Source organism: Corynebacterium sp. UMB0012, from assembly GCF_030216265.1.
GTDB lineage: Bacteria > Actinomycetota > Actinomycetes > Mycobacteriales > Mycobacteriaceae > Corynebacterium.
On the sequence record NZ_JASOKQ010000015.1, the window covers coordinates 22,830 to 35,227 of the forward strand.

12 protein-coding genes and 2 tRNA genes are annotated in these 12,398 nt (G+C 59.9%); 5 read left to right on the plus strand and 9 right to left on the minus strand.

Translation table 11 applies throughout. The features are described from left to right. Nucleotides 1–18 precede the first annotated feature (18 nt). The 5 genes from QP324_RS08190 to gyrA form a co-directional block, all read right to left on the minus strand. The gene (locus QP324_RS08190) at nucleotides 19–393 is read right to left on the minus strand and encodes an MmcQ/YjbR family DNA-binding protein (RefSeq protein ID WP_284815543.1); all 375 of its coding nucleotides are present in this window, start codon (nucleotides 391–393) and stop codon (nucleotides 19–21) included. 216 nt (nucleotides 394–609) lie between these two features. Further along, nucleotides 610–682 (minus strand) — tRNA-Ala (locus QP324_RS08195). 9 nt (nucleotides 683–691) lie between these two features. Beyond that, nucleotides 692–768, minus strand: a tRNA-Ile gene (locus QP324_RS08200). Between the two features lie 162 nt (nucleotides 769–930). Beyond that, on the minus strand, nucleotides 931–1,269 hold the full coding sequence (locus QP324_RS08205; RefSeq protein WP_049378050.1) for a DUF3566 domain-containing protein: 339 nt from the start codon (nucleotides 1,267–1,269) through the stop codon (nucleotides 931–933). Nucleotides 1,270–1,272: 3 nt separating this feature from the next. Continuing rightward, entirely contained in the window at nucleotides 1,273–3,825 is a 2,553-nt protein-coding gene (gene gyrA, locus QP324_RS08210; RefSeq protein ID WP_225746210.1) for a DNA gyrase subunit A, read from the minus strand. 79 nt (nucleotides 3,826–3,904) lie between these two features. Here gyrA and QP324_RS08215 point away from each other — a divergent pair, with 79 nt between their 5' ends. The 5 genes from QP324_RS08215 to QP324_RS08235 are packed head-to-tail and all read left to right on the plus strand — an operon-like array spanning nucleotide 3,905 to nucleotide 6,764. Beyond that, nucleotides 3,905–4,126: a CopG family transcriptional regulator gene (locus tag QP324_RS08215; protein ID WP_239279051.1), complete on the plus strand. Its 222-nt coding sequence runs from the start codon at nucleotides 3,905–3,907 to the stop codon at nucleotides 4,124–4,126. 6 nt (nucleotides 4,127–4,132) lie between these two features. Further along, nucleotides 4,133–4,393 (plus strand): cell filamentation protein Fic, encoded by a 261-nt coding sequence (locus QP324_RS08220; RefSeq protein ID WP_284815545.1) that lies wholly within the window; start codon nucleotides 4,133–4,135, stop codon nucleotides 4,391–4,393. A gap of 38 nt (nucleotides 4,394–4,431) precedes the next feature. After that, complete coding sequence (locus QP324_RS08225; protein ID WP_284815547.1) at nucleotides 4,432–4,788, plus strand: hypothetical protein; 357 nt, start codon at nucleotides 4,432–4,434, stop codon at nucleotides 4,786–4,788. 20 nt (nucleotides 4,789–4,808) lie between these two features. Then, complete coding sequence (locus tag QP324_RS08230) at nucleotides 4,809–5,246, plus strand: hypothetical protein (protein ID WP_284815549.1); 438 nt, start codon at nucleotides 4,809–4,811, stop codon at nucleotides 5,244–5,246. Between the two features lie 42 nt (nucleotides 5,247–5,288). Beyond that, a complete protein-coding gene (locus QP324_RS08235) occupies nucleotides 5,289–6,764 on the plus strand; it encodes an MFS transporter (protein ID WP_284815551.1) in 1,476 nt (491 codons plus the stop codon). 69 nt (nucleotides 6,765–6,833) lie between these two features. On the opposite strand, the gene gyrB is transcribed toward QP324_RS08235, so the two are convergent. From gyrB to dnaN, 4 genes are all read right to left on the minus strand, one after another. Continuing rightward, nucleotides 6,834–8,903 carry a DNA topoisomerase (ATP-hydrolyzing) subunit B gene (gene gyrB, locus QP324_RS08240; RefSeq protein WP_284815553.1) on the minus strand — a complete coding sequence of 690 codons (2,070 nt, stop codon included), beginning with the start codon at nucleotides 8,901–8,903 and terminating at the stop codon, nucleotides 6,834–6,836. Nucleotides 8,904–9,060: 157 nt separating this feature from the next. Then, nucleotides 9,061–9,630: a DciA family protein gene (locus tag QP324_RS08245; protein ID WP_284815555.1), complete on the minus strand. Its 570-nt coding sequence runs from the start codon at nucleotides 9,628–9,630 to the stop codon at nucleotides 9,061–9,063. Continuing rightward, nucleotides 9,623–10,798 carry a DNA replication/repair protein RecF gene (gene recF, locus QP324_RS08250; protein ID WP_284815557.1) on the minus strand — a complete coding sequence of 392 codons (1,176 nt, stop codon included), beginning with the start codon at nucleotides 10,796–10,798 and terminating at the stop codon, nucleotides 9,623–9,625. Before recF ends, QP324_RS08245 begins: the two co-directional genes overlap by 8 nt. Then, nucleotides 10,798–11,979, minus strand: coding sequence for a DNA polymerase III subunit beta (gene dnaN, locus QP324_RS08255; RefSeq protein ID WP_005325994.1), 1,182 nt, complete (start codon nucleotides 11,977–11,979; stop codon nucleotides 10,798–10,800). Before dnaN ends, recF begins: the two co-directional genes overlap by 1 nt. Nucleotides 11,980–12,398: the final 419 nt, after the last annotated feature.

A 12,398-nucleotide genomic window follows, 5' to 3' on the forward strand; every position in this document is an offset into this window, starting at 1 on the left:
AGTGACTCGCCACTGCTCTTAACGCAAAACCTCCGGATAAATCGGCCGCTGCGCTCTCGGCAGCTTTTCTACCACCAAACGGTAGGAATCCGTCACCAACTCTTCTATCAGCTGTTGCTGCAACTCCGCGTGTGGATAGACAGAAACCCAATGCTTCTTATTCATGTGATACCCCGGCACAATGAACGGGTATTGCTGCCGTAGAGCCTGTCCGTCTTCCGGGTCGGCCTTAACAATCATTTGCTCTTGGCCGGTCACCGCGGTCAACAACAAGAAAACCTTGCCGCGCACTTTGAATACTTCCCAGTCGGGCCCGAAAGGACGCTGCGCCTGCGAGCCGAGCATCTCTCCGGCGCGTTGGCGGGCAACCGCGTAGATACCACTGCCGTCCATCGTCGGCTCCCTTCTCTGATTCTAGGCTGGCGCGGTTTTCACTATTTTCGTCCATATAAACCGGCAAAACCGTCGACGAAAACTGCGGTTTGTATGGACGAAAGTAGTAATCCCAGCCGATTCCCCCACCATTGTGGCACTTCTCAGGACGCTTAGGCACGAGCGCGGAAATGAAAAAGTCCGGCTCCTCCGAAGAGGAAGCCGGACTTCATGCTGTGGAGCATAGGAGAATCGAACTCCTGACCTTCTGCTTGCAAAGCAGATGCTCTACCAATTGAGCTAATGCCCCATTGTTCCGTGGTGGGCCTAGCTGGAATCGAACCAGCGACCTCATCGTTATCAGCGATGCGCTCTAACCGACTGAGCTATAGGCCCTTGTGCGGAACGAGAATTAACTCTACATACTATCCCCGGATTTACACAAATCGCCTGCTCAACAGATATTTCTAGCCGGTGACAAGAAGGGGAAGATTCGCACGAAAGAAAGAAAAATGCCGGTACCCGAAGGTACCGGCATCTTCAAACGCAAGAGAGGCGCTAGCGGTTATCTAGGTCGACCCGCAGGCCGCCAAAGACGTCCACGATGGCGTTGTAGATAACCGCCATCAGTGGTGCCAGCAACGTGAGGAGAACGGCGAAAATAACGCCGATGAGCGCGGAGGCGGAGATGATGACACCGAAGGTGACCTCGAATCCGCCGCCCACGCCGCCGACGAGGCTATTGAGCGATTCCCAGATACCCACCTGGTTCAGGCCGATGTAGAGCAGGCATACGGCCAGCATCCAGGCGATGAGTCCGACGAGTGACAAGGCCAGACCAACGCGGAACGCGGAGGTGGGCGAGATTCGCGTAATCGTTACGTCTCGTCGTGCCATTAATTACTCCTCATCCTTGGAAGCATCGCCAGCCTTGTGCTCCTGCTGGACCTCATCCACGGTCTTTTCGCCCTTGGCTACAGCCTGAGCGTCTTCCTCACCATCTTCTTCGACGTTGCGGTCGATGGCAAGCAGTTCGACGTCGTCAGCCAGGTTCACCAAGCGCACGCCCATGGTCGCACGGGAGGACGGACGAATCTGGTCTACCTCGGTGCGGATGACGCCGCCGGCGGAGGTGATAGCGAAGATCTCGTCATCCTCATCGACGGAGATGGCGCCGATGAGCTTGCCGCGCTTCGGGGTGTACTTGAAGGTCATAACGCCCAAGCCACCGCGCCCCTGCGGGGTGTATTCCTCGATGGCAGTGCGCTTGCCATAGCCGCCAGAGGTGGCAACCAGAAGGAACTCACCATCGTGGACCACGGACATGGACAGCAGCTGGTCATCGCCGCGGAAGCGCATGCCCTTCACACCGGCGGTAGCGCGGCCCATGGGGCGCAGCTGGTCGTCGTCAGCAGTAAAGCGGATAGCTTGGCCCTGCTCGGAGGTAAGCAAGATATCATCGCCCTCGGAGACGAGCTGTGCGCCGATGAGCGCGTCGCCCTCGTTGAGGTTGATGGCGATAAGGCCAGCGGAACGCGCGGACTCGTAATCGGTCAGGCGGGACTTCTTCACGCGGCCCTGCTGGGTGGCGAGGACCAGGTAAGGAGCGTCCTCGTAGGACTGAATCTGGATGACCTGCGCGATCTTTTCTTCCGGCTGGAATTCCAGCAGGTTAGCCACATGCTGACCGCGTGCGGCGCGACCGCCCTCTGGCAACTCGTAAGCCTTGAGGCGGTAAACACGGCCGAAGTTGGTAAAGAACAAGATCCAGTCGTGCGTGGAGCAGACGAAGAAGTTTTTCACAATATCGTCCTGCTTAAGCTCAGCGCCGCGCACGCCCTTGCCGCCGCGCTTTTGTGCCTTATAGGAATCCACCTTGGTGCGCTTAGCGTAGCCGGTAGAGGTAATGGTGACCACGACGTTCTCGCGGGCGATGAGGTCCTCATCGGTGACGTCGCCGGTCGCCGGGATGATCTCGGTGCGGCGTTCATCGCCATACTTATCGACGATCTCTGCCAGCTCGTCGTGGACAATCTGGCGCTGGCGCTCCTCGCGGGCGAGGATGTCCTTCAGGTCGGCAATCTCGCGCTCGATCTCGGCCAACTCGTCGATGATCTTCTGGCGCTCCAGTGCAGCCAGCTTACGCAACTGCATGGCCAGGATGGCATCGGCCTGGATATCGTCGACGTCGAGAAGCTCCTTCAAGCCCTCGCGCGCCTCGTCCACGGTGGGCGAACGGCGGATAAGGGCGATGACCTCATCCAGCATGTCCAGGGCCTTAACCAAACCGCGCAAGATGTGAGCGCGCTTCTCGGCCTCGTTCAAGCGGTACTGGGTACGGCGAACGATGACCTCGATCTGATGCTCCACGTAGTAGCGCAGCATCTGATCCAGGCGGAGGGTGCGCGGCACGCCGTCAACAATGGAGAGCATGTTGGCACCGAAGGAGGTCTGCAGCTGGGAGTGCTTGTAGAGGTTATTGAGCACCACGCGAGCCACAGCGTCGCGCTTCAAAGTAACCACGATGCGCATGCCCACGCGGTCGGAGGACTCATCCTCAATCTTGGAAATGCCCGCAATCTTGCCGCTGGCCACGGACTCCGCGATATTGGAGATGAGGTTATCCGGGTTGACCTGGAACGGCAGCTCGGTAATCACGATGGTCTGACGGGAGCCAGACTCCTCGATGGAGGTCACACCGCGCATGCGGATGGAGCCGCGGCCGGTGGTGTAGGCATCCTTGATGCCCTGATCGCCCACAATGAGGCCGGCGGTGGGGAAGTCTGGGCCCTTGACGCGTTCCATGCAGGCTTCCAGCGCAGCCTCTTCATCGGCGTCTGGGTTATCCAGCATCCAGTAGATGGCCTCGGCCAGCTCGTTGAGGTTATGCGGCGGAATATTGGTGGCCATACCCACGGCAATACCGCCAGAACCGTTCATGAGCAGGTTCGGAACGCGGGACGGCAGGACGTCTGGCTCGCTGGTCTTGCCATCGTAGTTGGGCGAGAAGTCCACGGTGTTCTCGCGGATATCGCGCACCATCTCCATGGCCAATGGGGTGAGCTTACACTCCGTATAACGCATTGCTGCTGGGCCGTCGTTACCGCGGGAACCGAAGTTACCCTGGCCATCCACCAGTGGGTAGCGCATGTTCCAGGACTGGGCCAGACGCACCAAGGTGTCATAAATGGCGACGTCACCGTGCGGGTGGAACTGACCCATGGTGTCCGAGACCGGGCGGGCGGACTTCACATAGCCGCGCTCCGGGCGGTAACCGGAATCGAACATCGCGTAGAGGATGCGGCGGTGCACCGGCTTCAGACCATCGCGCACCTCCGGCAGGGCGCGGCCAACGATGACGGACATGGCGTAGTCGATGTAGCTCGACTCCATCTCCTCATTAATATCAATGGGAAATATGCGATCAAAAAGATCGTCGTTATTGTCACTCATAACGCCAAATTCTACCCTCTAACGCCTTTCAGGACTCGAATTGCCGCACGAGTGGTATCACCGTGGTATCACTTGAGGTATGGCGATGACATTGCGGCTTACGGACGAACAGGATCACGCGCTGACGCTGCTGGCCTCCGCGCAGGGCACCTCCAAGCACGAGGCGGTGGTGCGCGCCATCGTTGCGGCCGCAGCCCGCACGCTTGCCGACGCCCACGTGCAGTCCACCGCCCGCACCCTCCTCCCCGGCCGCACTGAGCTGGAGGCGGAAATCCGCCGTGCCCGGCCCGCACAGTCCTAGGCAAGCATGACTACTGAACAGCTCTACCTCTTGGCCCGCGAGTTTTGCGCTCGCTTTAACCTCCGCATCACCAACTTCGCCGCTCTTGCGGCCGCGGCGGCGGCCAGCACCGCCAAGGTGGAGGGAATAGCCATTCATGACAACCACCGCGATGCCGCCCGCGCCATAACCGAGGTATTAGCCCGCGTGCCGGCGCTGAGCGGGTATAACGCAGAGTTCGCAAAGTTCAGCGCGCGCGTCTACCTTAGTGTTAAAGAAGTTACCTAAGTTACCAGGGATAGTGACCCAAGAAAGGAACTACCACCATGTCCCGCTTCAAGAAGATTGCCGCCTCGAGCCTGACCGCCGTGGCGCTAGCTGCCACCGCCGTCACTGCTCCTACCGCCACCGCAGCCGATGCCGCTTCCTGGGAAGAAACGGTAAATCCGGACTTTCAGCCGGGCGAGGCCGGTGGTTCCTCTACCGGTTCTTCCCAGCTGGACCTCACCCTGATTATCACCGCAGCGGCCGCCGGTGTCACCGCGCTGGCCAGCGCCGTTGCCCTGTACTCCCCTAACGTGGATCTGGAGAAAGCTGCCCGCGATGCTGGCTTGGGCCAGATCGCCGATCAAATTGCCGCCATTCAGGCCAACCTCCCTGGCCTGCCGGGCCAGCCCGCCTAACTCGCGTAAGGTGGTGCAGCATGGCACATCTTTCTGAACTTATGTCAGGTCCGCAGCGCACTGCGGTGATTAGCGATTGCGGCGAGCTGGTTGAGGGGGTCGTCGCCAAGCAGTCGGGCATTACCGGCATGGCGCTCAAGGGCGCCGTCGCCGCCGCGAAGAAGGTCGACTCCGCAATCATCACCAAGGCGCTAGGCCGCGTGCTACCGGATATCCTCGACGCTTTAGATCCGCACTGGCAAGAGTTTGCACGCAGCTCCGAGCAGGATTTCGGTTCCTTCCTGGAACCGCGCAGCACCCAGGTGAGCGATTCCATTATGTCGGTGGCCGATAAGCATGCCGAGCAAATTAACTCCCCCGCGCTGTCTAAGCCTTATAACTCCTTGCGCGGTAAGGCCTCGAAATTCCTCACCCCTGCGGTCCCGGATTTCGGCCGCGTGCTGCAAAAGCACATGTAGCCTCCGCACGCTTGAACCTAAATCAGACCGCAGAGTATAAGTGTGGAAGTGACTACTTCCGCAGCTAACCAGACCGAGTACCCCGCCGGCCAAGATCCCGCCCGCTGGCGGGTGCTTATCGTTTTGCTCACGGCGCTCTTCATGTCCCTGCTGAGCGTGTCCATCGTGAACGTAGCCCTGCCCTCTATTCAATCGGGCCTGGGAGCCTCTGAGTCCGATGTGCAATGGGTACTCTCCGGCTATGCGCTCACCTTTGGCGTCATCCTTGTGGCGGCCGGCCGCGCGGGAGATCTCGTCGGCCGCGGCGGCATTTTTCTAGCGGGCATCGCTATCTATTCCCTCAGCGCCGCCGTCGCCGGCTTTGCCCCCAACGCGGAAGCACTCAACGCCGCCCGCTTTATCCAAGGCATAGGCGCTGGCCTGCTCAATCCGCAGGGCGTGGGAATGATCCAGCAGTACTTCCGCGGTCCGGAGCGCGCCCGCGCCTTCGGCTACTTTGGCTCCACGGTGGGCATCGCCGTGGCCATCGGACCGGTACTGGGCGGCCTGCTTATTCGCCTCGGCGGCGCCGACCTAGGCTGGCGGCTGACCATGCTGGTCAATTTCCCCGTCGGCCTTATTGCCATCATCTTAGGATTGCTGTGGTTTCCGCGGCCGCTGTTTTCCCGCGTGCGCGATGAAAATGGCAATAAACTGGGCATCTTCAAGGCCCTTGCCACCCTGGATCCCATCGGTGCGGTGATTCTCGGTGCTGCAGTGTGGGCGATCCTCTTCCCCTTCATGGAATCCTCCGCTTCCCCGGCCGTGTGGTGGCTCCTACTGTTGGGCGCCGTCCTCCTTGTGGGATGGGTGCTATGGGAGCGCCGCCACAAGGCCACCGGCCATCCGCCGATGGTGGATCTCACTATCTTCGCCACCCCGAGTTTTCGCAATGGCACCATCATCGCCACCTTGTGGTTTATGGGTATTACCAGCATTTGGGTGCTCGTGGCACTCTACTTCCAAAGCGGACTCGGACACTCTGCCCTGGCGGCCGGCTCCGTAGGCATTCCGGCTGCCTTGTTGAGCTCCATATCTGCCACGCTGGCCGGCCGATCCGTATCCGTCCACGGCCGCAAGGTCGTGGTGCTGGGCATGCTCGTGACCATCGCCGGCCTCATTGCCACCATTGCGCTTATCTGGGCCACCGAGCAATGGGGCGCTAGTGAATGGTGGATGATCCTTTCGCTGGCCTTTGTTGGCGGCGGGCAAGGCTCGGTCATCTCCCCCAACCAAACGCTCACCTTGGCGCATGTTCCACAGGCTTACGCCGGATCGTCCGGCGCCGTCCTCCAAACCGGCCAGCGCATCGGTACGGCCATTGGACTTGCCGTAATTACGGCCATCGTTTTTGCCACCTTGCACGGCACGAGCGCGGACTGGCCGCTGTCCATCATTGCCGGCTTCGGCGTCATCCTCGCCATGTGCCTCGCTTCCCTAGGATTCGCCATAGCTGATCAGCGCAGCTCCCAGACCTAGGCTCAGTGCTTTCCGACGCCACAATTAAAGCCCACCGCGGTAATTCCACGGTGGGCTTTGTGCTGCGCTTTAGATATCCAGGAAGCGGACGTCCTTCGCGCGGCGGGTAATGAAGGAGCGGCGGGCCGAGACGTCATCACCCATGAGGATGGAGAAGAGCTCATCGGCGCGCTGCGCGTCTTCCAGATCCACGCGGCGCAGGATGCGGGTGCTCGGGTCAAGCGTGGTCTCCCACAGCTCGGCGGCGTTCATCTCGCCCAGACCCTTGTAACGCTGGATGCCGTCATCCTTATTGATCTTGCGGTTTTGCTCCAAGCCCTCGGCCAGCAGCTTATCGCGCTCGGCGTCGGAAAAAGCATAGCCCGGAGTACCCTTAGACCACTTGAGCTTGTACAGCGGCGGGTTAGCCAGGAATACATGGCCGTCCTCAACCAGCTGCGGCATAAAGCGGAAGAGCAAGGTCAGAAGCAGCGTGGCAATGTGCTGGCCGTCCACGTCGGCATCGGCCATAAGCACGATCTTGTCGTAGCGCAGCTTCTTGATATCAAATTCCTCGTGGATGCCGGTACCCAGCGCGGTAATAATCGCCTGGACCTCGGCATTCTTGAGGACCTTATCCATGCGGGCCTTCTCCACGTTCAGGATCTTGCCGCGCAGCGGCAAGATGGCCTGGAACATGGAATCGCGGCCACCCTTAGCGGAGCCACCTGCGGAGTCACCCTCCACGATGTAGAGCTCAGAAATCTTCGGATCCTTCGAGCGACAATCTGCAAGCTTGCCTGGCAGGCCGCCGAGGTCGGTGGCGGACTTGCGGCGCACCATCTCGCGAGCCTTGCGGGCAGCCATGCGAGCATGCGCGGAGGAAACAGCCTTATTGATGATGGCCTTAGCCTCTGCCGGGTTGGCATCGAACCAGTCATTGACGTGCTCGTTGACCGCGCGCTGGACAAAGCCCTTGATCTCGGAATTGCCCAGCTTGGTCTTGGTCTGGCCCTCGAACTGCGGATCGCCCACCTTGACGGAAATGACGGCCGCCAAGCCCTCGCGGCAGTCATCGCCGGAGAGGTTACCGTCCTTTTCCTTGAGGAGCTTATGCTCCTTGGCGTAGCGGTTCATCAGGGAGGTTAGGGCCGCACGGAAACCCTCTTCGTGCGTGCCGCCCTCGTGGGTGTTGATGGTATTGGCAAAGGTGTGAACGGACTGCTTATAGCCCTGGTTCCACTGCAGCGCTACCTCTACCTCGTGATCCTCGCCCTTCGCATCGAAGGAAACGATCGTCGGGTGGATCGCGGTCTTGGACTTATTGAGGTACTTGACGTAGTCGGTCAAGCCATCCGGGTAGTGGAAGGTTACCTTCTTGCGGCGCTTCTTCTCTGCCGCAGCGTCCTCCGCCTCGCCGGATTCTTCGTTGAAGGTATCGCCGGCGTCCGGGGCATCATCGAAGGAGGTTTCATCCGCGCTGGTCTCGCCGGATTCTGCATCGGCGATTTCCTCCAGCTCGATCTGCTCTTCGGTGACGCGCTCGTCAACGAGCTCAATGCTCAGGCCCTTATTCAGGAAGGCCATTTCCTGCAGGCGGCGGGCAATGGTGTCGTAATCGTACTCGGTAGTTTCAAAAACTTCCGGGTCCGCCCAAAAGCGGATCTTGGTGCCCGTGCCGCGGGCATTGCCGCCCTCAACCAGATCATCCGGGATGGCGTTTTGGAAGTTTTGGTACCAGTGCTTGCCGTCGCGCTTAATCTCCGCCTCCACGCGGGTAGAAAGCGCGTTCACCACGGAAATGCCGACACCGTGCAGGCCGCCGGAAACGGCGTAGGAGTCGGAGTCGAACTTACCGCCGGCGTGCAGCTGGGTCATGACTACCTGGACGGTAGGTGCGCCAGAGGCGTGCATTTCTACCGGGATGCCACGGCCATTATCGATGACCTCTACGCCGCCATCTTCCAGCAGCTTGACGGTAACCTTGTCGGCGTAGCCGGCCATGGCCTCATCGACGGAGTTATCAACGATCTCCCAAATGAGGTGGTGCAGGCCGCGCGAACCGGTCGAACCAATGTACATGCCGGGGCGCTTACGGACGGCCTCGAGGCCCTCCAGGATCGTAATTGACCCGGCATCATATGCGTGTTCTTCAGCCACGGATTCGTGCTCTCCTTTTGGCTATAGCTAATTCTAAGACCTTGACTATTCTACACGGATACCCCCTACTGAAAGACACCCCACACCCGTGAGAGATAGGAATCTGGGGCGCTCTGAGGTTATTTACATTGTGCAGGTCAGAGTAAACCTCAGCCTATTAGCCGTATGTATCTTGTGATCCTTGCGGCTTGACCCACTGCCGCCCCTCATAATTGCGCCTTTGTTTCGGCCCGTGAATCCGCAGTTCCACAATGACATCGGGGCCTAAGCGGTCAGAGATTTTCCGCAGGATCTGGCGCTGCAGGTAGCGCAGCTCCGTTGCCCACGTGGAGTTATCGCAGGATACATAGACAGTCTTGTCTTTAATCCGCTGCGGCTGCGTATGCGCGGCAATGCGCTCGCCCACCAGATGCTCCCAATTGCCCATCACCCAGCCATTAGCCAGATCATGCTCCCACCCACGATTGACCACCTCGCGGTTAATTTGGGATCCTAGGCTCGGCACGGCCAGCGTGCGCCGTTTCTTTCTGCCATCCGGACCCGTGGGCCGGCCGCGTTGATAGCCCATATACCCCTGCTTTTGCGCCTTCTCCAGCGAAGGCACCGGCATCTTCGGTACCGGGCGGGTCAGCTTCGGCGGGTTTTTGGAGGTGGACCGAACCAGCTTGAAGTACTGGGTGACGGGATCGATGCGCTGCTTGCCGACGCCCCCTTGATCCTCACTCATTCCCTTCACCTTCCTCGGCGCTGAGCTTGGAAATGCGGCCGGTCTCGGTATCTTCTACGCTCACGCGGTAGCGCACGATGGGTTCCAAGTTTCCGGGCAAATCCTCATCCACGGCCGCGGTGATGAGCACCTGCTCCGCCTCGGCGGCCAAGTGGACCAGCTGCTTGCGGCGCTTGGCATCGAGCTCGGCAAAGACATCATCCAGGATGAGCACCGGATCCGATCCTCCCTCCTGACGCAGAAGATTGAATTCCGCCAGGCGCAGCGCGATGGCATAAGACCACGTCTCGCCGTGGCTGGCAAAGCCCTTGGCCGGCTGATCGCCCAGGTTAAGCACCAGATCGTCGCGGTGCGGCCCCACCAGGGAAATGCCGCGTTCGATCTCGCGCTGCCGGGCGGCGGCCAACTCGGTGAGCAGCACGGCCTCAAGTACCTCGCGATCGGAGGTATCGATCGTGGACTTATAGTTCACATGCGCCGGTCGCGATTCTGGCGCTAGGCCGGAATAGGCGGCGGGGATGTGGTCCAAGAGGGCGTCGACAAGCGCAAGGCGCGCGTCGATTACTTGTGCGCCGAGCCGGGCAAGCTGCGCATCCCAGGTATCCAAGGTGGCCAACGCAGCGGCACCATCGCTATCGGAATAGCCGCGGCGCAGGCTGCCGGAGGCCGATTTCAGCAGGGCGTTGCGCTGCTTGAGCACCTTGTCGTAGTCGGCCTTCACGCCCGCTAGACGCGGAGTCCGCGAAGCAATGATGCTATCGAGGTAGGCGCGGCGCCCGGCCGGCTCCCCGCGCACTAGGGCCAAGTCCTCCGGGGAAAAAAGCACAGTTTTTACCACGCCCAGCAACTCACGAGGGCTGCGCAGGCGGGTGCGATTAATCTGCGCTTGGTTGGCCGCGTGGGGCTTAATCAGCAAATGGGTAGTAAGCTCGCGGCCTTGGTTCACCGCGGTAATGGATACCCGCGCGCTGTCCGCGCCCTGGCGCACCAGCGGTGCATCGTGGGAAACGCGGTGGGAGGAAAGGTGGGCGGTATAGCCAATGGCCTCGACGATATTGGTCTTGCCAAAGCCATTGCGCCCGACAAAAAGGGTGATCCCCGGCCCTAGCTGCACATTAAGTTCGGGCCACGAGCGAAAATCCCGAACATCGAGATCCCTGACGTACATTAGCCCGGCAGGCGAACCGGCATGAGCAGGTAGGTGAAGTTGGTCTCCGGTGTGGGGAAGTTGCCATCTTCATCGGCCTCAGGCAGCTCTTCCGGTTCTGGGATCATGATGGCTGGGCGCGAAGGCTCGGTAAAGCCGAAGACCACGCGGTCGGTATTGATGACCCCCAAGCCATCCTTGAGGTAGCCCGGATTGAAGGCGATGAGGAATTCATCGCGGCCATGGAATGCACACGGCAGGGTCTCGGTGGCGTTACCGGCATCCGCACCGGCGGAAAGGGTCACCTGGCCATCGGCGAATTCCATCCGAATTTGCGCGTTGCGATCCGTCAGCAAAGACACGCGGCGAATTGCTTCTTGCAGCGGAGCGACCTCAATGGAGGCAATATTGGTGTGGTTCTTCGGCAGCAGCGGCTGCACATTAGGGAAGTCCGCATCCAGCATGCGCGTGGTGGTCTCGCGATTATCCGCGTGCAGGCCAAAGAGGCCATCTGCACCAATATTGTCATCGGTGCCCACAGCGATTTCCACTGGGATATTCAGGTGCGGATCCAAGGAACGACCGGTTTCCTGCAGGGTCTTCGCCGGCACCAAGAGTTTCGCTTCTACATCCGGCGACTTCGGTTCCCATTCCAAGGTGCGCATGGCCAGGCGGAAGCGGTCCGTTGCCGTCATCTCAATGTCCTTGCCACGGATATCCATGTGCACACCGGTGAGCATGGGCAGGGTGTCATCCTTGCCGGCCGCGGCGGCGACCTGGTGGATGGCCTCGACGAATAGCTGCGGCTGGATGGTGCCGGTAACCTCCGGCAGGACCGGAAGCTGCGGGTAATCATCCAGGGGGATCAGTGGCAGCTCAAAGCGGGAAGAACCACAAGTAACCAGTGCCTTGGAATCTACCTGGGAGATCTCCACTTCCTTGTTCGGTAGGGAAGCGACGATGTCAGATAGGAGCTTGCCGGCTACCGCGATCTGTCCGGGTTCATCCACCATGCCGGCAATGCGGACGCGGGTAGAAACCTCATAATCGAAACCAGTGAACTCAAGACCATTGTCATCCGCGGTGATCAGCATCGCGCGGAGCACGGGCTGGGTGACCTTGGACGGCAGGCTGCGAGCAACCCACGCTACGGCGTTGGCAAGGTCATCTTTGGCAACGCGAAATGACACGGCTTCATCCATGGTGCGAAGAGCTCCTCTGAGGCAAGTAGGAAATTTGTTACTTACAAAAGACTGGCTTCCAACTTACCGCATCGGGCGCGGTGCGCCACAACGTGTAATTCCATCTTTGCCTGCTCGATCCGCACCTGGCCGAAGGCAGGCCGGGCCGAATTCCACACACCCTCTTTCCTCTATACAGATCAGAGAAATAATTTAGTAGTAGTAATAAGCGCTGTGGGATCTGTGGGTAACTAGGTAAATGACAAGTTCAAGCCGCAGATCCGGGGTGTGCTAATTCTTGTGATCTTGCTGTGATCAATCGGGGCGAAATGTGGACAACTAACGGGATCGCCGTTTTATCCACAGGTTTTGTCATTTGATCACCGATCTACACACAGCGCTGATCACAGGGTGGTTCTCCCAGCATAGAGCCTGTGGAA

Bases quoted from the DNA above. Each gene is read 5' to 3' on its own strand.
- QP324_RS08245 (WP_284815555.1), bottom strand. From the start codon at position 9,630: ATGAGTGAGGATCAAGGGGGCGTCGGCAAGCAGCGCATCGATCCCGTC.
- QP324_RS08230 (WP_284815549.1), top strand. From the start codon at position 4,809: ATGGCACATCTTTCTGAACTTATGTCAGGTCCGCAGCGCACTGCGGTG.
- QP324_RS08205 (WP_049378050.1), bottom strand. From the start codon at position 1,269: ATGGCACGACGAGACGTAACGATTACGCGAATCTCGCCCACCTCCGCG.
- QP324_RS08215 (WP_239279051.1), top strand. From the start codon at position 3,905: ATGGCGATGACATTGCGGCTTACGGACGAACAGGATCACGCGCTGACG.
- recF (WP_284815557.1), bottom strand. From the start codon at position 10,798: ATGTACGTCAGGGATCTCGATGTTCGGGATTTTCGCTCGTGGCCCGAA.
- gyrA (WP_225746210.1), bottom strand. From the start codon at position 3,825: ATGAGTGACAATAACGACGATCTTTTTGATCGCATATTTCCCATTGAT.
- QP324_RS08225 (WP_284815547.1), top strand. From the start codon at position 4,432: ATGTCCCGCTTCAAGAAGATTGCCGCCTCGAGCCTGACCGCCGTGGCG.
- QP324_RS08220 (WP_284815545.1), top strand. From the start codon at position 4,133: ATGACTACTGAACAGCTCTACCTCTTGGCCCGCGAGTTTTGCGCTCGC.
- dnaN (WP_005325994.1), bottom strand. From the start codon at position 11,979: ATGGATGAAGCCGTGTCATTTCGCGTTGCCAAAGATGACCTTGCCAAC.
- QP324_RS08190 (WP_284815543.1), bottom strand. From the start codon at position 393: ATGGACGGCAGTGGTATCTACGCGGTTGCCCGCCAACGCGCCGGAGAG.